Source organism: Actinoplanes sp. NBRC 101535 (assembly GCF_030269225.1).
Classification (GTDB): Bacteria; Actinomycetota; Actinomycetes; order Mycobacteriales; family Micromonosporaceae; genus Actinoplanes; species Actinoplanes rectilineatus.
Genome location: NZ_BSSY01000034.1, coordinates 1 through 22394, shown reverse-complemented (window position 1 = coordinate 22394; position 22394 = coordinate 1). Strand labels below are relative to the sequence as shown.

Annotated in this window: 22 protein-coding genes and 1 tRNA gene; 11 read left to right on the top strand and 12 right to left on the bottom strand. The window is 69.1% G+C overall.

The window, feature by feature from the left end; all coding sequences use genetic code 11:
- Window positions 1-61: 61 nt before the first annotated feature.
- Window positions 62-1696 carry a rhamnogalacturonan lyase B N-terminal domain-containing protein gene (locus QSK32_RS44520; RefSeq protein WP_052720895.1) on the top strand — a complete coding sequence of 545 codons (1635 nt, stop codon included), beginning with the start codon at window positions 62-64 and terminating at the stop codon, window positions 1694-1696.
- A 164-nt stretch (window positions 1697-1860) separates the two neighbouring features.
- The gene (locus QSK32_RS44515; protein ID WP_285475448.1) at window positions 1861-2865 is read left to right on the top strand and encodes a zinc-dependent alcohol dehydrogenase; all 1005 of its coding nucleotides are present in this window, start codon (window positions 1861-1863) and stop codon (window positions 2863-2865) included.
- 138 nt (window positions 2866-3003) lie between these two features.
- On the opposite strand, the gene QSK32_RS44510 is transcribed toward QSK32_RS44515, so the two are convergent.
- Window positions 3004-4449, bottom strand: a complete 1446-nt coding sequence (locus tag QSK32_RS44510) for a GGDEF domain-containing protein (protein WP_285475447.1) — start codon at window positions 4447-4449, stop codon at window positions 3004-3006.
- Between the two features lie 190 nt (window positions 4450-4639).
- On the opposite strand from QSK32_RS44510, the gene QSK32_RS44505 reads away from it, so the two are divergent.
- The 3 genes from QSK32_RS44505 to QSK32_RS44495 are packed head-to-tail and all read left to right on the top strand — an operon-like array spanning window position 4640 to window position 7752.
- Entirely contained in the window at window positions 4640-5239 is a 600-nt protein-coding gene (locus QSK32_RS44505; protein WP_045745354.1) for a TetR/AcrR family transcriptional regulator, read from the top strand.
- Between the two features lie 12 nt (window positions 5240-5251).
- Window positions 5252-6184, top strand: a complete 933-nt coding sequence (locus QSK32_RS44500; RefSeq protein WP_285475446.1) for an ABC transporter ATP-binding protein — start codon at window positions 5252-5254, stop codon at window positions 6182-6184.
- Window positions 6181-7752 (top strand): ABC transporter permease, encoded by a 1572-nt coding sequence (locus tag QSK32_RS44495; protein ID WP_285475445.1) that lies wholly within the window; start codon window positions 6181-6183, stop codon window positions 7750-7752. Before QSK32_RS44500 ends, QSK32_RS44495 begins: the two co-directional genes overlap by 4 nt.
- A 49-nt stretch (window positions 7753-7801) precedes the next feature.
- Here the strand turns inward: QSK32_RS44495 and QSK32_RS44490 are convergent, their stop codons facing one another.
- The 4 genes from QSK32_RS44490 to QSK32_RS44475 all read right to left on the bottom strand — a co-directional run bounded on the left by QSK32_RS44490 (window position 7802) and on the right by QSK32_RS44475 (window position 12655).
- Window positions 7802-9454, bottom strand: coding sequence for a Na+/H+ antiporter (locus QSK32_RS44490; protein WP_045745357.1), 1653 nt, complete (start codon window positions 9452-9454; stop codon window positions 7802-7804).
- Window positions 9455-9503: 49 nt separating this feature from the next.
- Window positions 9504-10046: a DUF4142 domain-containing protein gene (locus QSK32_RS44485; protein WP_285475444.1), complete on the bottom strand. Its 543-nt coding sequence runs from the start codon at window positions 10044-10046 to the stop codon at window positions 9504-9506.
- A 92-nt stretch (window positions 10047-10138) separates the two neighbouring features.
- On the bottom strand, window positions 10139-11599 hold the full coding sequence (gene ahcY / locus QSK32_RS44480) for an adenosylhomocysteinase (protein ID WP_045745359.1): 1461 nt from the start codon (window positions 11597-11599) through the stop codon (window positions 10139-10141).
- Between the two features lie 159 nt (window positions 11600-11758).
- The gene (locus QSK32_RS44475) at window positions 11759-12655 is read right to left on the bottom strand and encodes a hypothetical protein (RefSeq protein WP_285475443.1); all 897 of its coding nucleotides are present in this window, start codon (window positions 12653-12655) and stop codon (window positions 11759-11761) included.
- 125 nt (window positions 12656-12780) lie between these two features.
- On the opposite strand from QSK32_RS44475, the gene QSK32_RS44470 reads away from it, so the two are divergent.
- Window positions 12781-13671, top strand: coding sequence for an NAD-dependent epimerase/dehydratase family protein (locus QSK32_RS44470; RefSeq protein ID WP_045745361.1), 891 nt, complete (start codon window positions 12781-12783; stop codon window positions 13669-13671).
- 104 nt (window positions 13672-13775) lie between these two features.
- A complete protein-coding gene (locus QSK32_RS44465; protein WP_245674146.1) occupies window positions 13776-14393 on the top strand; it encodes a response regulator in 618 nt (205 codons plus the stop codon).
- A 64-nt stretch (window positions 14394-14457) separates the two neighbouring features.
- Here QSK32_RS44465 and QSK32_RS44460 read toward each other — a convergent pair whose 3' ends face one another.
- Window positions 14458-15909 (bottom strand): MFS transporter, encoded by a 1452-nt coding sequence (locus QSK32_RS44460; protein ID WP_285475442.1) that lies wholly within the window; start codon window positions 15907-15909, stop codon window positions 14458-14460.
- 76 nt (window positions 15910-15985) lie between these two features.
- On the opposite strand from QSK32_RS44460, the gene QSK32_RS44455 reads away from it, so the two are divergent.
- Both QSK32_RS44455 and QSK32_RS44450 read left to right on the top strand, forming a co-directional pair.
- Window positions 15986-17080, top strand: coding sequence for a Gfo/Idh/MocA family protein (locus tag QSK32_RS44455; RefSeq protein WP_045745364.1), 1095 nt, complete (start codon window positions 15986-15988; stop codon window positions 17078-17080).
- A 125-nt stretch (window positions 17081-17205) separates the two neighbouring features.
- A tRNA-Arg gene (locus QSK32_RS44450) sits at window positions 17206-17278 on the top strand.
- 162 nt (window positions 17279-17440) lie between these two features.
- Here QSK32_RS44450 and QSK32_RS44445 read toward each other — a convergent pair.
- The 6 genes from QSK32_RS44445 to QSK32_RS44420 all read right to left on the bottom strand — a co-directional run bounded on the left by QSK32_RS44445 (window position 17441) and on the right by QSK32_RS44420 (window position 19820).
- Window positions 17441-17584 carry a hypothetical protein gene (locus QSK32_RS44445; RefSeq protein ID WP_211275485.1) on the bottom strand — a complete coding sequence of 48 codons (144 nt, stop codon included), beginning with the start codon at window positions 17582-17584 and terminating at the stop codon, window positions 17441-17443.
- The gene (locus QSK32_RS44440; protein ID WP_285475441.1) at window positions 17575-17811 is read right to left on the bottom strand and encodes a hypothetical protein; all 237 of its coding nucleotides are present in this window, start codon (window positions 17809-17811) and stop codon (window positions 17575-17577) included. Before QSK32_RS44440 ends, QSK32_RS44445 begins: the two co-directional genes overlap by 10 nt.
- A gap of 142 nt (window positions 17812-17953) precedes the next feature.
- Complete coding sequence (locus QSK32_RS44435) at window positions 17954-18283, bottom strand: hypothetical protein (protein WP_502872602.1); 330 nt, start codon at window positions 18281-18283, stop codon at window positions 17954-17956.
- A 204-nt stretch (window positions 18284-18487) separates the two neighbouring features.
- The gene (locus tag QSK32_RS44430; RefSeq protein WP_045745367.1) at window positions 18488-19213 is read right to left on the bottom strand and encodes a GntR family transcriptional regulator; all 726 of its coding nucleotides are present in this window, start codon (window positions 19211-19213) and stop codon (window positions 18488-18490) included.
- Between the two features lie 86 nt (window positions 19214-19299).
- The gene (locus QSK32_RS44425; protein WP_285475440.1) at window positions 19300-19563 is read right to left on the bottom strand and encodes a hypothetical protein; all 264 of its coding nucleotides are present in this window, start codon (window positions 19561-19563) and stop codon (window positions 19300-19302) included.
- On the bottom strand, window positions 19560-19820 hold the full coding sequence (locus QSK32_RS44420; RefSeq protein ID WP_285475439.1) for a hypothetical protein: 261 nt from the start codon (window positions 19818-19820) through the stop codon (window positions 19560-19562). The genes QSK32_RS44425 and QSK32_RS44420 overlap by 4 nt, the downstream gene beginning before the upstream one ends.
- 338 nt (window positions 19821-20158) lie before the next feature.
- On the opposite strand from QSK32_RS44420, the gene QSK32_RS44415 reads away from it, so the two are divergent.
- A complete protein-coding gene (locus QSK32_RS44415) occupies window positions 20159-21385 on the top strand; it encodes a helix-turn-helix domain-containing protein (protein ID WP_285475438.1) in 1227 nt (408 codons plus the stop codon).
- 24 nt (window positions 21386-21409) lie between these two features.
- Window positions 21410-21874 (top strand): NUDIX domain-containing protein, encoded by a 465-nt coding sequence (locus QSK32_RS44410; protein WP_285475437.1) that lies wholly within the window; start codon window positions 21410-21412, stop codon window positions 21872-21874.
- Window positions 21875-22394 lie beyond the last annotated feature (520 nt).

Sequence of the window (22394 nt, the reverse complement as noted above, 5' to 3'; positions counted from 1 at the left end):
ACCTTTCCAGCCCGCCGGAACACCTCCACATGTCCCCGACGGCTCGCTCATAGGTGGTCCCATGTCCCAACCCGATCGGAAATCCGTCCGGAAACGGCGCAAGGCCCTGGCCGGTGGCCTGGCCACCACGGCGGTGCTGGCCGGTGTCGGCCTGCTCGGCGTCGGCCAGCCCTGGGCGAGCGCGGCGGCGAACGTCAGCTTCGACACCGGGACCGGCCTGACCTTCACCGTCGACGGCACCAACGGCAACATGACCACGCTCAAGCACAACGGCACCGAACTCACCGCCTCCGGGTACGCGGCCGGCCAGTTCGAGTCCGGCTGGAAGACCGCGACGGTCACCGGCACGACGTTCAACAACGGCAGCTCGATCCTGATCAGCGCGACGGAGACGTCGATCGGCGTCACCCAGTACTACTTCGCCCGCAAGAACGACAACACGATCTACATGGCCACGAACATCACCAAGGCCCTCAACCCCGGCGAGGCCCGGTTCATCACCCGGCTCAAGCCGTCGGTGCTGACCACCTCACCCACGGCCGCCAAGACCGGCGGCGCGACCACCACGGTCGAGGGGTCGGACGTGTTCGCGTTCGGCAACGGGCAGACGGCGTCGAAGTTCTTCAGCTCGCAGCGGCTGATCGCGCAGCAGCCGTTCGGGGCGAGCGGCAACGGGCACGGGGCGTACATCATCCCGGCGTACACCGACATGACCTCGGGCGGGCCGTTCTTCCGCGACATCGAGGTCAACGACACCGGTAGTGCCGTCAACATCACGCACTACATGTTCAGCGGGCACCAGCAGACCGAGGCCCTGCGGCTCGGCCTGCACGGCCCGTACGCCCTCGCCCTGACCGACGGCGCGGCTCCCGCCGCCCGCAGCATGGACTTCCTCGCGTCGTTCATCCCCGGAATGCTCTCCAACGCGCAGCGCGGCGGTGTCAGCGGCACCGCGAGCGGCAGCTGGAACGGGCTGAAGGCCACCGTCGCCCTGGCCGGCACCAACGGGCAGTACTGGGGTCAGGTCAAGTCCGGCCAGTTCGTGATCGGCCACGTCAAGCCGGGCACCTACACCGCCACCCTGTACGCCGGTGAGCTCGCGGTCGGCGCCACCAAGACGGTCACCGTCACCGCCGGCGGCACCGCGTCGCTGGCGATGACCGGCAGCGTCCCGGCCGCCGGCACGCTGTTCCAGCTCGGTACGTTCGACGGCACCCCGGCCGGCTTCCGCAACGCCGACAAGATCGAGACGATGCACCCGTCGGACTCGCGGATGTCGTCGTGGAAGCCCGGCACCGTGGCCGTCGCCTCCGGCGCGTCCGGTTTCCCGATGGCCGAGTTCAAGTCGGTCAACTCGCCGCTCGCGCTGAGCTTCGACCTGACCTCGGTCCCGGCGAACGGCGCCAAACTGCGAATCGCCACCACGTCGAACTTCGCCGGCGGTCGACCCGCCGTCACGATCGGCGGCTACACCTCGCCGGCGTCGGCCTCCCCGACCCCGGTGAACCTCAACTCGCGCGGCGTCACCCGCGGCACCTGGCGCGGCAACAACACCACGTACACGTTCACCATCCCGGCGAGCGCGCTGAAGAAGGGCAGTAACACGCTGTCCCTGTCGGTGCTCAGCGGCAGCAGCGGCGACACGTTCCTCAGCCCGAACTTCGTCTTCGACGCACTGGCGCTGGACCCGGCGTAACCCGCCCGCGAAAGCGAGGAGGCCCGGCCGTCTTTGAGGGGAGACGGCCGGGCCTTCTCAGTTGGAGATCATCGAATGGAGATCAGCCGATCGGGCGAGCCGGAACCGTTGCGTCGTAACGGATGCAGTCCGGCCGCACAGCCCGCGGCCGTAAGGTATGGATCATGCGTGCACTCGTGATCCAGGGCCCCGGCGACGCCGTGGTCGTCGAGGTCGAGGACCCGGTCGCCGGGGCCGGTGAGGTGGTCGTCGACGTCGAGCGGGCCGGCGTCTGCGGCACCGACCTGGAGTTCCTCTCCGGCGAGATGGCCTACCTGCGCAGCGGCGACGCCCACTACCCGATGCGGATCGGGCACGAGTGGTGCGGCCGGGTCAGCGCGGTCGGCGACGGCGTCGACCCGGGCTGGATCGGGCGCCGCGTCACCGGGGACACCATGCTCGGCTGCGGCCACTGCCCGCGCTGCCGGCGGGGACGCCAGCACCTCTGCGCCGAGCGCTACGAGATCGGGATCCGGCGGGGCTGGCCCGGTGCGCTCGCGGAGCGGTTGCGCGTACCCGCGAAGGCTCTCCTGTCCCTGCCGGAGGCCGTGGATCCGGTGGCCGGGGCGATGGTCGAGCCCGGCGGCAACGCCCTGCGCGCGGTGCGGGCCGCAGGCCTTCGGCAAGGCGACCCCGTCCTGATCATCGGACCGGGAACGATCGGTCTGCTCGCGGCCATGTTCGCCGCCGCCGACGGCGCCGACGTGCACCTGCTCGGCGTCACGCCGGAGTCGCTGGACTTCGCCCGGACGCTCGGTTTCGCCAACGTGTGGACGGCCGCCACACTGCCGGACGTCCCGTTCCAGGCGGCGATCGACGCGGCCACCGCACCGGCCCTCCCGGCGCGGGCGATCGAGCTGGTCGAGCCGGGTGGCACGGTGGTCTGCATCGGCATCGCCGCCGACCCGGCGACGGTCGACACCCGCCGGCTCACCCTCAAGGACCTCACCGCGGTGGGCATCCTGAGCGCGTCCGGCGGCCTCGAGGAGACCATTGCGCGGTACGCGGACCGCACCGTCGACCCGCGCCCGCTGGTCGCCACCACCGTGGCCTTGTCCGAGGCGCCCGCCGTGCTCGCCGGTGACCGTTGCGGCCCAGCGCCGAAGGTCCACATCGACCCGCGGCGCTGACACCCCTGTCAGGTGGGCCGGCCGGCCACCGCTCCGAGCTGATCGCCGCGTGGACCGGCCCTCCGTATCGACACCGTCGACACCCCGATGGCCCCCGAACAGGGAGATCCCGGAGGCTTGAGGGCGATGTAGGAGCGGTCACGGTGCCGCGGCGTGGCTGACGCGTCCGCGGCCGGCGGCCTTCGCGGCGTACATCGCGGTGTCCGCCCGTTTCATCTCGATCTCCGGGTCGGCACCCGGCGGCGCGACGATCACGCCCACGCTCGCCCCGACCGCCACCGGCACCCCGCGCACCGGGATCGGTTCGGCGACGGCCTCGACGATGCGGGTGGCGACCCGGCCCGCGTCCTCGTCGCCGGCTCCCGGCAGGATCACCGCGAACTCGTCGCCGCCGAGCCGCGCCACCAGGTCGCCGGCGCGCACGATCTGCCGGATCCGGTCGGCCACCGCCTCCAGCACGGCGTCGCCGGTCTCGTGGCCGAGCGTGTCGTTGACCGCCTTGAAGCCGTCCAGGTCGACGTAGAGCAGCGCCGTCGGGCCACCCTCGTCGCCGAGTTCCCGTTCCCAGCGGCTGTGGAAGAGCCGCCGGTTCGCCAGTCCGGTCAGCTGGTCGGTGCGGGCCTGCGTCTGCGCGGTGTCCAGCGCCGCCGCGAGTAGTTGCACCACCCCCTGCAGACGGGCCATCACCAGCAGGAACAGTACGACGCAGCCGCCCACGATCACCGGCACGTCGAGGTTGTCGCCGCGCAGCCATTCGATCGTCAGCACCAGTGGCGCCATCAGGCTCGCCCCGGCCAGGGCCAGCATCCGGCGGGTGCCGATCATCCCGGCGGGTGCGGCCGCGGCGGTCTGCGAGACACCGGCCATCGTCGGGTGCAGGGCGGTGGCGCCCATCATGGTGTGCGCCACCATCCAGCCCACGTCCATCACGCCGCCGGCCGCGTAGTTGCCGGCGAGTTCCAGCAGCGTGTAGGCGACATCGGTGACCAGCAGCGTGGCCGTTCCGACGACCAGCAGCCGGTAGGCGGGTGGTTTGCGTCCCGAGCCGATGGTCAGGCGCAGCAGCATCGCCAGGGCCAGCAGGTCCAGCAGCGGATAGGCCAGCGACGCGGTCCGGCCGAGCAGCGTGAGGTCGCCCTCGCGCGCGTAGGGCACGATCAGATACAGCCAGGCCAGCATGCCCGCGCCGGTCGACAGGATCGCGGCGTCGAGCAGCCCGGCCCGGTCCCATCCGCGGCGCCGGGCCCGCACGAACCCGAGCAGCGCCGCGATCAGCAGCATGTTGCACGGCAGGTAGAAGAGGTCCGCCACCGACGGGAACACGTCGCGCCGCAGCACCATGGTCTGCACCCAGTAGGCGATGTCCCCCGCCGTGAAGAGTGCCACCTGTACCGCGAGCGCGTACCAGGGCCAGCGCACTGCCGGGCGTAACCGCCGCACCCCGACGATGATCGCCGGAACCGCCGACCCGTTCACGACGGTCGCGATGACCGCCTTCGCCGGATCCCACGGCACCACGTTGTAGACGGCGGCGATCACCGCGCAGACGCACAGGTACCACCGCCAGGTAAACGACCTGGGCACGTCTCCCTCATCGACCAGCGGTCCCGTTTCATGATTCTTCAAAGACGGGGACCTCGGCGCGGGTACGCCGAAAAGCCCCCGCCGGCCGTCGGACGCTCTGCCGGGATCCGGCTCCGCGCTTGCTGAAAAGGGTCGGGTGCCCGACATCGACGGGCATTGCCACTACACGCTTGTGCAGTAAGCTACACACGTGAGTAGCAACGAGGACCTGACCGCCCGAGCCCGGATCCGGGACGCCGCCATCACGCTCTTCACCGAGCGGGGAGTCGCCGGCGCCACCATTCGCGACATCGCGGAGGCCGCCGGGGTCTCCTCGGGGCTGTTGCGGCACCACTTCGGCTCCAAGGAGGGGCTGCGGGACGCCTGCGACGAGTTCGCGATGGGGCAGATCACGCAATACCAGATCCAGTTCAGCCAGTCCCAGGTGATCGGGCCGATCGGGCCGGAGCTCGTCGCGCTCCAGCAATACCTGACCCGCACCCTGATGGACGGCTCACCGCGAGGCTCGGCCATGTTCGAGCAGGCCGTGACGCACGGCGAGCGCTGGCTGGCCACCACCGACGTGAAGACCGAGGACGCCCGGGCCTACATCGCCGTCCTGGCCGCGATGAAGATGGGCATGTTCCTGATGCGCGAGCAGATCTCCGAGGTCCTCGGGACCGACGTGGGCGTGCAGCCGGGCTACCAGCGCATGATCCGGGCCTCCATCGAGATCTTCTCGCAGCCGCTACTCACCCCTGAGCAGGCCGACCAGGCAGCCGAATACCTGGGTCGGTTCGACAACCCATGACGGGAGAGGTCGATGACAGAGGCCATCGATGTGGAAGGACTGGTCAAACGATTCGGTGCGGTGACCGCCCTGGACCGGCTGGACCTGCACGTCCGGACCGGTGAGGTGCACGGCTTCCTCGGGCCGAACGGGGCCGGCAAGACCACCACGATCCGGATCCTGCTCGGGCTGATGCGCCACGACGGCGGCACCGCCCGTCTCCTCGGCGGCGACCCGTGGACCGCTGCCACCGCGCTGCACCGCCGTCTGGCGTACGTGCCCGGTGACGTCACCTTCTGGCCGAGCCTGACCGGCGGCGAGATCATCGACCTGCTCGGCCGGCTGCGCGGCGGACTCGACCGGCGCCGGCGCGACGACCTGATCGAGCGTTTCGAGCTGGACCCGCGCAAGAAGGGCCGGGCCTACTCCAAGGGCAACCGGCAGAAGGTGGGGCTGATCGCGGCCCTCGCCTCCGACGTCGAACTGCTCATCCTCGACGAGCCGACCTCGGGGCTCGACCCGCTGATGGAGGAGGTCTTCCGCGAGGTCATCCTTCAGGAGAAGAGCCGCGGCGACCGTACGGTGCTGCTCTCCAGCCACATCCTGAGCGAGGTCGAGGCGCTCTGCGACCGTCTGACGATCATCCGGTCCGGGCGGGCGGTGGAGACCGGCACCCTCGACGACCTGCGGCACCTGACCCGCACCACGATCCGGGCCGAACTGGCCGGCCCGGTCAACGGCCTCGCCGCCATCGCCGGGGTGCACGACCTGACCGGTGACGACGGCCGGGTGTCCTTCGACGTCGACGCCGAAGCCCTGGAGCCGGCGCTGAAGGCACTGGTCACGGCCGGGGTGCGCAGCCTGGTCAGCCAGCCGCCGTCGCTTGAGGAACTGTTCCTGCGGCACTACGCGAAGGACGGCGGCGACCGACGGCCGGAGCACGCGGCGAGCGGGAGCGACCGGTGACCGGCGTCGGCACCCTGCTGCGGCTCGCCCTGCGCCGCGACCGTGTCGTACTGCCGTTATGGGTGTTCTGCCTGGGCATCCTGCCGTACGTCTACCTCACCGGCTTCCAGACGTTGTTCGCCACCGACCAGGAACGCATCGACTACGCCCGGATCAGCGCGGACAACGTCGGGTTCGTCGGCCTCTACGGCCCGCTGCAGGGCGACAGCCTCGGCGAGCTGACGGTCTGGCGCGGCGGCTTCCAGCCCGTGCTCATCGGGCTGGCCGCGCTGCTCAGCGTCATCCGGCACACCCGCACCGACGAGGAGGCCGGGCGCACCGAGCTGATCCGGGCCGCGGTCGTCGGCCGCTGGGCCCAGCTCGCCGCGGCCCTGCTGCTGACCGGACTCGGTGGCCTGCTGCTGGGCCTGCTGGCCACGGCCACCACCGTCGCGGCGGGCGAACCGGTCGCCGGGTCGATCGCACTGGGCGTGGTGTACACGCTGGACGCCTGGGTGTTCGCCGCGGTGGGAGCGGCCGCCGCCCAGATCACCGAGACCGCCCGCGGCGCCCGGGGCATCGCGATCGGCGTGCTCGGCGGGGCGTACGTGCTGCGCCTCGGCGGGGACATCTCGGCGATGGGCGACGGGAACCTGGCCTGGCTGTCGTGGCTGTCGCCGGTCGGCTGGGCGCACCGGGTCTTCCCCTACGGAGCGAACGACCACCTTCCCGCGGTGCTGTCGATCGTGGCCGCGGTGGCGGTCACCGGGCTCTCCGCGTACCTGATGACCAAGCGTGATCTGGGCGGTGGCCTGCTCGCCGCACGGCTCGGACCGCCCACCGCGGCCGCGGGTCTGCGTTCGCCCGTGGCCCTCGCCTGGCGGCTGCACCGGGGTCTGCTGCTGGGCTGGACCCTGGGGTTCACGGCGCTCGGCCTGGTCTTCGGCGGGGTGGCCGGCAGCGTGGCGCAGATCGCCGAGGACTCCGGCGGCGTCGACGACATCTTCACCCGGATGGGCGGCACCGACGAGATCGTCGACGGCTACTTCGGGATCGTGGCCGCACTGTGCGGGGTGATCGCCGCCTGCTACGCCGTGCAGGCGACGCTGCGGATGCGCGACGAGGAGCAGAACGGGCACGCGGAGGCGCTGCTGAGCACCGGTGTCAGCCGGTATGCGTTCGCCGGCAGCCACCTGCTGTTCGGTCTGCTCGGACCGGCCGTCGTGCTGCTGGCCGAGGGCCTGGCGTCCGGGCTGGTGCACGGGGACGTGGGGCCGGTGCTCGCGGCGACCATGGTCCAGCTGCCGGCGGTCTGGGTGCCGGCCGGGGTGGCCCTGCTGCTCACCGGCTTCCTGCCGCGGCTGACCGGGTTGTCCTGGGCGGTGCTCGGCGGGGCGCTGCTGCTGATGCTGGCCGGGCCGCTGCTCAGGTTCGACCAGTGGGTGATGGATCTGTCGCCGTTCACCCATGTGCCGCAGCTGCCGGGTGCGGACTTCACCGTCCTGCCGCTGGCGGTCCTGACGGTGGTCGCCGCCGTCCTCGCGGGGGTGGGGGCCACCGGCCTGCGCCGGCGGGACCTGCCGTTGTAGATGGAGAAGGCGCGGACCACGTCGCCGTGGTCCGCGCCTCACCGTGCCGTCAGTGCCCGCCGGTGCCCGGGCGTTTCGGCAGGACGAGCTCTTCGTGGTCCAGTTCCCGGTTGAGGACACGCAGGTTGTCGTCGCTGAGACGGCCCGCGTCCCGCCAGCGCAGCAGTTCCTCACGCTCGGCGTCGATGACCGCCTGACGGACCATCAGAGCCGCCTCGTACTGCGGGGACTGCGGCAGGTCGGACGATTCGTTCTGCTCCAGCAGGTCGAGGCGCCGCTGGTAGCGGTCCAGGCGCACCTGCAGCTGCTTGCGCATCGTCTCGATGGCCGCGTCCTCGACGTTGTCGTGCTGCTCGCCCTGGATGTCGTCGAGCCGGTCCAGGGCGGCGCGGACCGCAGCCGACCGGGCCTCGTTGCGCATCCGGGCCTTGTCGGTCTGGTTGGCGCGCAGGCCCATCATCCGCACCAGCGGCGCGAACGTCAGGCCCTGGCCGACCAGCGTCACCAGCACCACGGCGATGGCGCAGAGCAGCAGCAGCTCCCGGTTCGGGAAGTCCGCCGGCACCGCGAAGATCGCGGCCAGGGTGATGACGCCGCGGGTGCCCGCCCAGCTCAGCGCGGTCACCTCCTTGCCGGAGAGCGGCGATTCCTTGCCGGTGTTCTGGGCCGGGTCGTCGTCGTCCTGCTGGCCGCCCAGGCGGGTGTGCAGCGAGCGGGGCAACAGCTGGGTGACGATCAGCCAGAGCGGGCGGAGCAGCAGCACCACGCCGAGCGTGACGGCCAGGGCGGCGGCGATCGTGCCGGCCGAGTACTGGTCCATCTCCTCGAGGATGTTCTTGAGCTGCAAGCCGATCAGCAGGAAGACGACGCCCTCGAGCAGGAAGTCGACCAGGTGCCAGACGGCGCTGGTCTGCAGGCGGCTGGCACCGGTGGTGTAGCGCGGGGTGTCGTGGCCGACGATCAGGCCGGCCACCACGACGGCCAGGACACCGGAGACGTGGATGTGCTCGCCCAGCAGGTACGCCGCCATCGGGGTGATCAGCGAGAGGGCGTTGGCCATCAGCGGCTCGCCCCGCAGCGGCTTGAGGAGGCGGACCGCGTACGCCACGGCGACACCGACCACCACACCGCCGACCGCCATCACCAGGAACGTGCCGATCGAGGAGGAGAACGAGAAGTCGCCGTTGGTCTGGGCGGCCACCGCCACGGTGAAGATGGTCAGCGCGGTCGCGTCGTTGAGCAGGCCCTCACCCTGGATCAGGGTGATCAGCTTGCCGGGCAGGCCGGCCTTCTTGCCGACCGCGAGTGAGGCGACCGGGTCGGGCGGGGCGACCGCCGCTCCCAGGGCGACACCGGCGGCGAGGGTGGCGCCGGTGACCCAGAGGGAGAATCCGAAGCCGACGAGCAGCGCGGTGGCCAGCACCAGGGCCACCGAGAGGCTGATGACCGTACGCATGTTGCGCCGGATGTCCAGCAGTGAGGAGTCCAGTGCCGCGTTGTAGAGCAGGGGCGGCAGTACGAACGTGAGGATGAGCTCGGGATCCAGCTCCACGTTCGGGCCGGGCAGGTAGGCATAGAGGATGCCGACCAGGGTCAGAAGCACGGCCGCGGGGAGGCCGGTCTTCTCGGTGACCCAGCGGACTCCGACGATCACGGCGACCGCACACAGGGCGAAAAGCAGGATCTCCTCGGGATGATGCATTCGATCATTCTTCCTGGTGCTCGGTTCCGTGGCTCAGTGAGGTCGGCAACTATGTGTGACGTTTCGGATTCGCCGTTGTGACAGGGATCGTCGATGTCACGGCAGCCAGAGCATCACGATGTTGCTGAATGATCGGGGACGCGGTCTCGGCGATCCGGCGGACGGCCGGGTCGGTGCCGGTGGCCAGCAGAATTCGGGTGATCTTGAGGGCGTGGTCGTGCGCCGGGATCTGGGTGTCCAGGTAGAGCTTGTCGAACACGGCGGCCGGCGCGATGCGGTACTGCTCGATCAGGGCGAGCTGCTCGGAGTTGGGCTGGGCGGGAAGCTTGACGTCCAGGGTGCGTGCGGTCTGCTGGACCTCGAGGTCGAGCTTCGCGTGATAGGTCGCCATGGTGGCGCCCATCTTGCGGACCTCGGGTTTGAGGGCCTTACCGGCGGCGGTCCGGCCGGCGAGGATCTGGGTGAGATTGCCCTGGTGGGCGGAGATCAGGTAGTCGGCGTCCGGGCTGATCGGGCGGGCGGTGGCCGTGGTCGCCGGGGCGATCAGAGCGGCGACGACGGCCAGAGCAAGGATAGCGCTACGTAAAGGCATAATTACATTATAGATGCATAAAACGGGCAAGAGGGTCATGCAAAAGGGGCCACCCCCGAGTGCGGGTGACCCCTTTCGTGGAACCGCCGGGATCAGTACCGGTAGTGCTCCGGCTTGTACGGACCCTCGATGTCGACGCCCAGGTACTCCGCCTGCTTCTTGGAGAGCGTGGTCAGGCGGACACCGAGCGCGTCCAGGTGCAGCCGGGCGACCTTCTCGTCCAGGTGCTTCGGCAGGACGTAGACCTGCTTGTCGTACTCACCGGGCTTGGTCCAGAGCTCGATCTGGGCCATCACCTGGTTGGTGAAGGAGTTCGACATGACGAAGCTCGGGTGGCCGGTGGCGTTGCCCAGGTTCATCAGGCGACCCTCGGAAAGGATGATCACCGCGTGGCCGTCCGGGAAGCGCCACTCGTGCACCTGCGGCTTGATCTCGACCTTCTCGATGCCCGGGACGTTGGCGAGCCCGGCCATGTCGATCTCGTCGTCGAAGTGACCGACGTTGCCGACGATCGCGTTGTGCTTCATCGCGGTCAGGTGCTCGACCCGGATGATGTCGGTGCCGCCGGTGGTGGTGACGAAGATGTCGGCCTCGCCGACCACGTCCTCGAGGCGGACGACCTGCATGCCGTCCATCGCCGCCTGCAGCGCGCAGATCGGGTCGACCTCGGTGACCACGACACGGGCGCCCTGGCCGCGCAGCGTCTCGGCGGAACCCTTGCCGACGTCGCCATAACCGCAGACCACGGCCAGCTTGCCGCCCAGCATCACGTCGGTGGCCCGGTTGAGGCCGTCGACCAGCGAGTGCCGGATGCCGTACTTGTTGTCGAACTTGCTCTTGGTGACCGCGTCGTTGACGTTGATCGCCGGGAAGAGGAGGGTGCCCTCCTTGGCCAGCTTGTAGAGCCGGGCCACACCGGTGGTGGTCTCCTCGGTGACGCCCTTGATCTCCGCGGCGATCTTGGTGAACCGCTGCTTGTCGGCGGCCAGGCTGCCGCGCAGGGTCTCCAGGATGATCGAGTATTCGTGGTTGTCGTCGGCGGTGGTCTGCGGGACCGCGCCGGCCGCCTCGAACTCGACACCCTTGTGCACCAGCAGGGTGGCGTCGCCGCCGTCGTCCAGGATCATGTTGGGACCCTGGCCGTCACTGAACTCGAAGAGCCGCATGGTGGCCCACCAGTACTCCTCCAGCGACTCGCCCTTCCAGGCGAAGACCGGGACGCCGGCCGGGGCCTCGACGGTGCCGGTCGGGCCGACGACGACCGCGGCGGCCGCCTCGTCCTGGGTGGAGAAGATGTTGCAGGAGACCCAGCGGACCTCGGCGCCCAGCGCGATCAGCGTCTCGATCAGCACCGCGGTCTGCACGGTCATGTGCAGCGAGCCGGCGATCCGGGCGCCGCGCAGCGGCTTGGTGTCGCCGAACTCCTTGCGCAGCGACATCAGGCCGGGCATCTCGTGCTCGGCGAGACGGAGCTGGTGCCGGCCGGCCTCGGCCAGGCTCAGATCGGCGACCGCGAAGTCCAGGCCATTGACGGATCGAAGTTTGTCGCTCATGAAAAGAGGGCTCCTCCCTCTCAGGAGGCGCCCTTGTCTGCATCGAGGCCGGGCCGAGCGTGGCGGATCCCGCTCGATGGAGCAGAACTCGATCGAGGAGGGACCCGTTGCAGCGCCTCTCGGTGGGCCGGGAACCACTTTAGCCCGCTGACCGCAAGATCACATCCGCCGGAGTGTTCCGTCGGTGTCGGTTATCACGTACGTTCCGTCACCGAGCGCTTGCAGGTCGTACTCGTCGATCGTGGTGACGAACAGGTCACCGAGGACCTCACCGGTACGGACGTCCACCCGGTGATGCCGCCACTCCTCGCTGTGCTCGGGGTGCTCGCCACTGACCACCACGATCGCGGTATCGGCGTCGAGGTAACCGCCGGCCCAGTGCACGATGCACTGCTCCGCGTCCTCGCCATCGGCGGCGAGCCGGGCCGCCGTGGTCCGGGCGATCACCGCGCCGTCCGGCAGCGCGTGGAAGGTGACGTCGTCCAGGTCGGCGTCGTCGTTGTTACCGGTCATGAAGCCGTCGAGACCGGGCGCGACGTCGATCAGCATCCGGTCGTTCTCCGGATGGGCGACGGCGTCCTCCGCGCCGAGCAGCAGGACCAGCGAGTCGTCCTCGGTGGTCACGCCGAGCAGCATCCGGCCGTCCGCGAGGGCGAACAGCCGGTGGCCGCCCGCGCCCGAGGTGGGCAGCGGGTACCGGACCTCGGGCTTCCCGGTCGCGGCGTCCAGCATGAGCCACTCGTCCGGATCGCCGGGGAGGAACACCCCGACCGTCCGGTCGTCGGTGGAGAAGGCCAGGGCGATCCCGGAGAACCCGGAACCGGCGGCATCGGCGGGCTTCGGCGGCCGCGGGGCCGGCAGCCGCCAGAGTTCGGCGCCGTCGCGCCCGACGCAGACCACCGCGTCGGGGCCGGTCCAGACGACGAACTCACGGGACGCGGAGACGGCGAAACTCTCGCCGTGCTCCATGCCGGGGGCGGGGAACAGATGGGACGACTCGACGACGGCGTCGAAGACCTCGATGCCGGTTTCGGTCTGACGGGATACAACGCGCACGAGCTGACATTAGTCACCCCCGCCCGGTGATACTCCCGCCTACGTGCCGATCCGGGCGTGAGCACTGGTCGGGGCGTGTGCTCTTGGTAGCCTGGTCGGCGCTTCGAGCCCTCGAGATGGGAAGTATGTTGAGCCGAACCCTGCTGGTCACCGGTGGTGCCGGATTCGTCGGCGCCGCCCTGGTCAAGGCGTTGCTGACCGAGTTCCCCGACGCGGCGGTCGTCTCGCTGGACAACTACTTCACCGGGACCCCGGCGAACCACGTCAACGACCCCCGGGTGACGTACCTGGACGGTTCGACGGTGGACATCGCGAAGATCTGGGCCGACCACGGCCTGGGAGCCCCCGAGATCGTCTTCCACCTCGGTGAGTACTCGCGGATCGTCCAGTCGTTCGAGGACCACGACCTCACCTGGGACTTCAACCTGCTGGGCACCAAGGAGGTGGTGAAGTTCTCGGCCGGGCACGGCGCGAAACTGATCTACGCCGGGTCCAGCTCGAAGTTCGGCAACGACGGCGAGGACGAGAACCTCAACCCGTATGCGTGGACCAAGGCCAAGAACATCGAGTACATCAAGAACTACGCGAACTGGTACGGCCTGGACTACGCGATCACCTACTTCTACAACGTGTACGGCCCGGGACAGATCACCGAGGGCAAGTACGCGACGGTCATCGGCATCTTCGAACGGCAGTACCTCGCCGGCCGGCCGCTGACCGTGGTGGCCCCGGGCACCCAGACCCGCGACTTCACCCACATCGAGGACATCGTCCGTGGCCTGGTGCTGGTCTCCCGCTCGGGTTCCGGCGACGGATACCTGCTCGGCACCGGCCGGGAGTGGCCGCTGGCCGAGGTCGCCGGCATGTTCGGCGTCGAACACGTGCTCATCCCGGAACTGCGGGGCGAACGCACCCGCGGGCAGGCCGACACCACCAAGGCGGCCGGTCTGGGCTGGGCGCCGCAGCGCCGGCTGGACGCGTACATCGCTGATTTCGTGGCGGCACACCCCCGCTGACCTGGATCAACCCGATTACCGTCGACGGGTTTGCCGAGAACATGCATGACTCGGCCCGAAGGGGGCATCCGACCTGCATGCAGAACGGGATCCGGGTAGCCGTCGTGGACGATCACACCCCCTTCGTCCGCGGACTGGAGCATCTGCTCCCCGAGGTGAGCGGCGGCCGGGCCACCGTCGTCGCCACGACCGGCGACACGGCGGACGCGGTTGCCGTCATCCGGGACACGATGCCTGACGTGGTGCTGGTCGAAGTCCACGTGGACCCGGCGGACGGCCTCAAGGCGATCGCCGCGATCCGCGAGGCCGCACCCCGGGCCCGGATCCTCGCCATGTCCGGCGACCAGGACCCGATGGTCGCGGTGGACGCGCTGCGGGCCGGCGCGGCCGGGTTCCTGCCCAAGACCGGCGAGCCGGCCGACATGCTCAAGCCGCTGCTCGCCGCACTGGAGGGCTGGGCGGTCATGCCGACGCCGCTGCTCACCGCGCTGGTCGAGCAGAGCCGCCGGCACATCGAGCACCCGGCGACGGCCGAGCTCAGCGAGCAGGACCGGCGCCTGCTGCGCCTGATCGCGAACGGGTCCTCGACGAACGACATCGCCGGGTTGCTGCACGTCTCCGAGCGTACGGTGAAACGCCTGACCGCCTCGTTGCTGCGCAAGCTGCAGGTCTCCAGCCGGACCGAGGCCGCGGCCCTCGCCGGAAGCGCCGGTCTGGTCTGATCCCTCTCTTCTCGTCGAAGAACGGCGCCGCCCCGGTCTCCCGGGCGCGGCGCCGTTCTCATGATCAGCGCGTGACCACGGAGAGCGGTGTCGCCACATCCTCCAGGGACTTCCCCTCAGCGTCGATGCCGATCACCAGCTCGACGATGCCGCCGACCGCCATCACCGCGGCGCCGATCAGATAGCCGATGAACAACTTGCCCGGGTCGTCGCCCTCACCGATCAGCGAGCCGTAGAAGACCGGGCCGATCGCGCCGAAACACTGGGCGATGGCGAAGAACACCGCGATCGCCTGGGCCCGGATCTCCAGCGGGAAGATCTCACTGACCGTCAGGTACGCCGCACTGGCCCCGGCCGACGCGAAGAAGAAGATGACGCTCCACGCGATCGTCTGCGTGATCACGTTCAGCACGCCCGCGTCGAACAGGAACGCCGTGATCGCCAGCAACAGGCCGGAGAGCAGGTACGTCCCGGAGATCATCTTGCGGCGCCCGACGGTGTCGAAGAGCCGGCCGATGGTCAGCGGACCGATCAGATTGCCGAGCGCGAACGCCACCAGGTAAAGCGGCGCCGCCTCCTCCTCCACCCCATAGAACTTCGTCAGAACCAGCGTGTACGTGAAGAAGATCGCGTTGTACAGGAACGACTGCGTGATCATCAGGGTGGCGCCGAGCGTGGACCGGGACGGGTACTGCCGGAACAGCACCCGCAGCAGGGACAGGTAGCCGTGCGCGCGGGTGGGCCGGATCTCGATCGCCCGCGAGTCGTCGAGCGGCGGCAGAGTCTGACCGTGGGCCTCGGCGGCCCGCTCGATCACGGCGATGTTCTCCTCGGCCTCGGCCTGGCGGCCGTGCATGATCAGCCAGCGCGGGCTCTCCGGCAGATGCCGCCGCAGTCCCCAGATAGCCAGGCCGATGATCGGTCCGAGCAGGAAGCCGATCCGCCACGCCCAGTTCAGGTCCACTGTGTTGAGCAGGACGTACGTGCCGATGGTGCCGATGATCGCGCCACCCCAGTAGGTGCCGTTGACGCCGATGTCCACCCGGCCGCGGTACTTCGCCGGCATCATCTCGTCGATCGCCGAGTTGATCGCGGCGTACTCGCCGCCGATGCCGGCGCCGGCGATGAATCTCGTCAGATAGAGGAAGACGAGCGCGGCTGTTCCGTTGCCCCAGGTCAACGCGGTGAGCGCGTTGCCGCCGAGGTAGACGCCGAGGGTGACGATGAACAGGTTCCTGCGGCCGAGGGCATCGGAGAGCCGGCCGAAGAACAACGCGCCGAACACCTCGCCGAGCAGGTAGACCGTGGCGATCAGGCCGACCTGCGCGGAACTCAGATTCAGTGTCTCCTGTTCGGACAGTACCGGCCCGACCGCGCTGGCCACCGTGATCTCGAGTCCGTCGAGGACCCAGGCGGTGCCGAGGGCGAGGATGACGCGGGTGTGGAACGGGGACCAATCGAGACGGTCGATCCGAGCGGGTATCAGGCTCCGGATGATCCCCAGATCTTGCGTCATGGGTATACCTCCATGTCGGTGATTTCGATCACGTTGTACCCAGTCGTCTCGCCGCAATCACGCAGGCTCCAAGGTCATGAGCTCGGATTCGGTAGGCGTGGCGGTAGTAGGTCTCGGTTGGATGGGGCGGGTACACACCCAGGCGTACGCGCGGGTGCGCTGGCACTACCCGGACCTGCCGGCGCCGCAACTGATCGCCGTCGCCGACGAGGTACCCGGCCGGGCCGCCGAAGCCGCCGGCCTCTACGGCTTCCACACGGCGGCGACCGACTGGCGGGACCTCGTCACCGACCCGCGGATCGCCGCCGTCAGCATCACCGCACCGAACTTCCTGCACCGCGAGATGGGCGTCGCATTCGCCGCGGCCGGCAAACACATCTGGATCGAGAAGCCGGTCGGGCTGACCGCCGACGACGCCCGCGCGATCACCGGCGACGGCCACGTCACGGTCGGCTTCAACTACCGGCACGCGCCGGCGGTGGCGCTGGCCGGAACGATCCTGGCCGACGGCGGCATCGGAACCGTCACCAACGCCCGCTTCACCTGGTTCAGCGACTACGCGGCCGCCCCCGACGGCGCCCTGAGCTGGCGATTCCAGCGCGAACGCGGCGGCAACGGGGTCCTCGGCGACCTCGGCTCCCACGCCGTCGACATGATCCGCCACCTGCTCGGCGAGATCACCGACGTGGTGGCGGCAGACACCGCGATCTTCATCCCGTCCCGCCCTCGCCCCACCGGCGCCACCTCCGGCCACGAACGCGGCACCGGCGAACCCGGCCCGGTCGAGAACGAGGACTGGTTCACGGCCCTGCTCCGCCTCGACGGCGGAGCCCGCGTGACCGTCGAGGCGAGCCGGGTCGCGGTCGGCGAGCCGAACGCGTACGGTTTCGAGATCCACGGCACCGGCGGCACGCTGAGCTGGGACTTCCGCCGCATGGGCGAACTGATCGTGAACGGCCGGACGGTCTTCGCGGAGCCTGGTCACGGCGATTTCGCGGCGTTCCAGCCGGGGGCGGGGATCGCGATGAGCTACGACGACCTCAAAGTGATCGAGGCGGGGCTGTTCCTGCGCTCGATCACCTCGGGAGCCCCGCACGGCGCGACCCTGGCCGACGCGATCCGCGCCGCCGAGGTCCTGGACGCGATCGCCGCGGCGGCCGGCAACCGCTGACACTCTGCTCCGCGCGCTTTGTCGCCGCCCATCGGCGCTGGTCAGCCTGTCGGCTGCCGGTGGGCGCGCGCGGGCCGTGCCGGTCAGCGCTGCTCACTCGTGAGTCGGGTAACATGTGGCTTCGCGCCCTCGTAGCTCAGGGGATAGAGCAACGGTTTCCTAAACCGCAGGTCGCAGGTTCGATTCCTGCCGGGGGCACCCACTTGATCTCCTCAAACAGCCGTTGAGCTGGGCGAATGCTTGATCCTCGATGTGTCGCTGTGTGCGGTTGTGCGCCCCCGAAAGCGGCCGTTTGTCGGCGGTCGTGCAAAATACGTGCAATGGCTCTTGGCCTTGTTTCCGCAGGTCAGGGTTCGGATTTCAGGCCGCGAGTGCAAGCTCGATCCGGGCGTTGAAGCGTTCCCGATCGTCGTCGAGGCACTTGGCGTAGACCTTGAGCAAGACGTCGACGGAGTGCTCAGCATGCTCGGCGACGTTCGGAGCGGGGACGTTGATCAGCGGCATCCGCGCCACCCGCGGCCGAGGCGGGTGGGGCGGCCGAGCGAGCGGACGCACTCGCGGCAGGCCATGTGTATGCGGTCGAAGCGTCGCGGGGCGACCCAGAGGTCGCACCACGGGCAGAGGTAGGCCCGGACCACGGACAGGTCGGTGCGGCCGGTGATCCGGCGCAGTACCAGGACGAGCCGGACGGAGACACGGCTGAGGCGGTGGTCGAAGCGGCGGGCGTTCATGCTCCGCCGCCGGGCAGGGCAGGCTGAACTACGGTGGGCACCAAGCCCTCCTTCATCTGGTGATTCGGGTGAGGAGTGGGTCGCCGCGCGGGACAGGCCGGGACTCTTGGCGGGGAAACGGCCCGCCCGCGTACCAACGGCTTCAGACAGCGACGACAGCCGGGCGGATCGACGAGGCCCGCAGCGAGTACGCCATCCGGGCCTTGCACGCGCCGGCGCTCTTGCAGCGCTGGGAGTCCACATAGGGCGTGAGGGTGAGCCCGTCGAACTCGACGGCCGGCGGGTAGCCCGGCACGGCCGAGGCGGGCGGCACCGGCTGCTGCGGCGCGCAGATCTTCACCTTGACCTCGGTGGTGCGGCCGAACTTGCCGGCTGCCGGGTCGAGGTCGAGCATCCGGACCACCCAGACCCGCTCGCCGGTCTCCTTGTCGCGGACCTGGTTGTCGGGGTCGTGGCGGCGGTCGAAGTCCACTGCGGCCTCCACGCCGAGGTAGAGCACGCCGGCCGGAAGACGTAGTCGAACGGGACGGGGACCTTCAACGTCAGCGGAACCATCCGGGCCTGACCTCCTGATCGCGCGAACGTCAACATGACATCCGCTTATGCTTACAAGTTAGGGCAGCATGTAAAGACAGGCAAGGGTGTATATCTGATCTTCAAATGGCGCAACGGCCAATCAGGACAGCGGGTAGGAGTCCTCGATCTCGTGCCGGCTTCCGGGCATGACGATGAGCGAGGTCATGATGGGTGCGCCGGATGACTGGTGAGCCGTGACGACGACGGAGAGGACCGCCTCGTCGGCAGGGACCTCCAGGGCGGCGATCTCGGCGTCGTCGATACGGCGGGCGGTCAGCCGCTCGGTCGCGTAGTCGGCGCGCAGGCGCTTCTTGGCCTTGATGTGCTCCAGCAGGCCGCCGGCGATCGGCTCCGGCCTGATCACGTCGGTGCCCACCGCGATGTCCACCGGCACGAACGTCGCGATCAGGTCGATCGGTCCGGAGGTGGAGACGGTTCGCCGCCGGCGCTCGTACACGGGAGTGCCCTCCGGGATGCCCAGCGCGGCCGACACCCACGGGGCGGCCAGCACCGGGCCGACGTGCAGGATCTCCGTCTCGGCCGTCTCGTCGAGGTCGATGGCGTCCCGGGCGTACTGCGGTGAGGTCCGGCCGGACGGCGGGCGGCCCCGGACGAAGCTTCCCTTGCCCTGCTGCGACTCGATCCAGCCGTCCTGTTTGAGGATGCCCAGCGCCTTCAGCACGGTCGGGCGGGAGACGTCGAACTCGTCGCAGAGCTGGCTCTCGGACGGCAGGCCGGCGCCGGGCGCGTAGGTGCCGTCCTCGATACGGCCGCGCAGCGCGTTCAGGACGCGCATGTACTTCGGCGTCGGGATCTCGTACGCCATCGGGGTCCACCCACTCGGCTCAGGGAACGATCACAACATGTCGTTACAGGACGATAAGGCTTGTCAGCACGACTGAACAAGATGAGTCAGTCTCTCGGGGTGACGTCACCGAGCCAGCCGGACCAGGTCTTCGGGACGCCGACCTGTTCCGGTCGTGAGGCGCCCGGCCAGCGGCGGGGAAGGATGCCGTAGCGGCCGAAGACCCGCAGGGCGACTCGTCGCGGGCTGCACGGATCCTCTTCACCACAGACCGAGCAACGGCCGTCGGCGCTCGGCGCGATGTGGCGGTCGAGCTGGGATTGGGCGTACTCCACCTGCTCCCGCGCCGCAGCGGTCAGGAAGACGGTCACTTGGCTCTCCTGTTCCTCCCAGTCGGGCCGCCAGGCCGAGGCTGGAGAAGCCGCAAGCCCTCATGACGGACGAAGATCTCCCTGCGTTCGCACGCGTTGCCCGCGCCGTCCAGGACGTATCCGTGGAGCCACAACCAGCCGTCATAGGTCGTCCACTTACGCACGAAGATCACCCGGAAGACGAGCTGCCGCGAGCCGGCGAACTGCACCGACGCCTGGCTGTCGACGACCAGGACGTCACCGGAACGCGGAATCACGAGCCCTCCCCTGGAAGGACACCGAGACGGGCGGGCCAGACCGCCGGCACCCGTCCCGGCGCCGGCCTACGAGACCGTCACGGGCGCGGTGCCACGGCCGCCGCAGTCCATGCACGACCGGCGGGCCATCAGCCGCCCGCCTCCGCAGGACTGCGCCACCATTCGCACGGCAGTCCGGTGGGTCGTGTACTTCCAGCCCACGCCCGCACACGAGCGGCAGGTGACGGCCGGGGCGGGAGCGGTGGGAACGGCCATGGAGACAGGTTGTGGCCAAAACCGCCCAGGAACCCGGAAAATCATTCCGGGGTCGACGATCTCCGTACGGGGAGGGTCAGCGGATGCGCGGCACGACCATGAATCTGACGATCGGCGAACGAGTCGCCTGGTACCGGCGTCGACGCGGCCTGTCCCAGGAAGTGCTCGCCGGGTTGGTCGGGCGCACCGCGGACTGGCTCGGAAAGATCGAGAACAACCGGATCGAGCTGGATCGGTTGTCGGTCATCAAGTCTCTTGCCGATGTGCTGGACGTGTCGCTCGGGGATCTGCTGGCGGAGCCGGCGCTGGTGGAGTGGAGCGCCGACAGCGGCATGGAGACGGTGCCGGCTCTGCGGTCGGCGCTCATGGAGTACCGGGCCATCACCACTCTCGGAGTCCGGGGTGCCGGCGCCGAACCTCCGGATCTGGGCGTACTGCGCAAAGAGACCGGGAAGCTGTGGGACGCCTACCAGGCATCCCGGTTCGGGTACGTCACCGGTCACCTTCCCGAACTGCTTCGCCGGGCTCAGGAAGCCGTCGACTCGCTGTCCGGGCGGGAGCAGGACGAGGCCCGGAGCCTTCTGGGGCTCACCTATCAGTTGGCGGCGACCCAACTCACCAAGCTTGGCGAGACCGATCTGGCGTGGATCGCCGCCGACCGCGGCCTGTCCGCCGTCCGCCCCGTCGGAGACCCCGCCATCACGGGATCCCTGTTCCGGTCCGTCAGCCACGCGCTCCTGTCGACCGGCCGTTACCAGGATGCGGTGCGGCTCACCACGGACGCCGCCGACTTCCTGGACCAGCACCTCACCGACGCCGGCCCGGAACTGCTGTCCGTCTACGGGACTCTGCTGCTCGGCGGGTCGGTCGCTGCTGCTCGGGCCAACGACGCCGGCACGGCACGGACGTTCCTGACTTCCGCTGACGAGGCAGCGCAGAGGCTCGGCGAAGACGCCAACCACCTATGGACCGCATTCGGCCCGACAAACGTCACCATCCACCGCGTCGCGACGGCCGGCGAACTCGGAAACGTCCAAGTCGCAGTCGACCTCGGCCCACGCGTGAACACCACGGCACTGCCGATGGAGCGGCGGGTACGGCACGCGCTGGAGGTGTCACGGGCATACAGCTCATGGAACCGCCAGGACGAAGCGCTCTCAACTCTGCTTGACGCCGAACAGATGGCGCCCGAACAGGTCCGCCACCACTTCCTCGGCCGCCAACTCGTCCTGACCTGGATCCGCCAGCAACGAGGCAAACCATCCACCGAACTGGTCGGCTTGGCACGCCGCCTCAACGTGCTGGACTGATCCACTCGCTCTACCCTGCTCGGTGTGACGACTTCCGACACGCCCCCCATGGCCACTCCCCGCGTCGCCGCCGGCGCCCTCTTCTTCGACGAGGAAGGCCGCGTCCTACTCGTGAAGCCGGCCTACAAGGAGGGCTGGGACATTCCGGGCGGCTACGTCGAACCCGGAGAGTCACCAAGAGCAGCCTGCGTCCGCGAAATCCAGGAGGAGCTTGGCCTCTCCGCCACCATTGGAAACCACCTCGTGGTCGACTGGGCGCCAGCCAAGAACGAAGGCGACAAGATGCTCTTCGTCTTCGACGCTGGGCTCCTCACCGAGTTCGAAAGCACTCAGATCAATTTTTCAGACGGAGAGCTGGCCGAGTGGCGCTTCGTGGCCGACAGTGAATTGGAAAGCTACATGCCTGCCCGCTTATCACGACGAGTGCACACTGCCATATCCGCAAAACGGCGAGGAATCCCGGCTTACGCAGAGCACGGCAACGAGTAGGCCGGGATCGCTGACCGATCATTTCAAGAAGTCAAGCTGAAACCTGGAAACCAACCATTGTTTCAATTAAATCTTCCAGGAGCTCGTCCGTGTCCATACGTCGGAACAGGCCACGGCTGATGGCCTCGATGAACCCGTCATCACGTAGCCGGTAGATCTGTCGCTTCGACAGTCCGCCCGCACGCGCTTGCGAGTACGTGAACGTGGCCGGAAGCCCTCGAAGGGCGCCACCGTCAGAAGCATTCCACGCCGACACGGGAAAAACCCTACACACATGCTACCGACCTGTGGAGACTACTTCCCGCAAGGGCAAGCGAGGACACCTACCCCCAAGACGAGCGCAGGACCCAATCCAACGAAACCAGGATGCGGTAGTCCCCGCTCGTACCCTAGTACTCCAGCAGGAGATCCGTTTCAGGGTTCGGTGAGGGCTTGTCGTTCGTAGTGGCTGGTCCTGGCAGCGTTTTGGTGGCGGCGTCGGAAGATGGACCATGTGATCACGGTGGTGATGTTCGCTGCG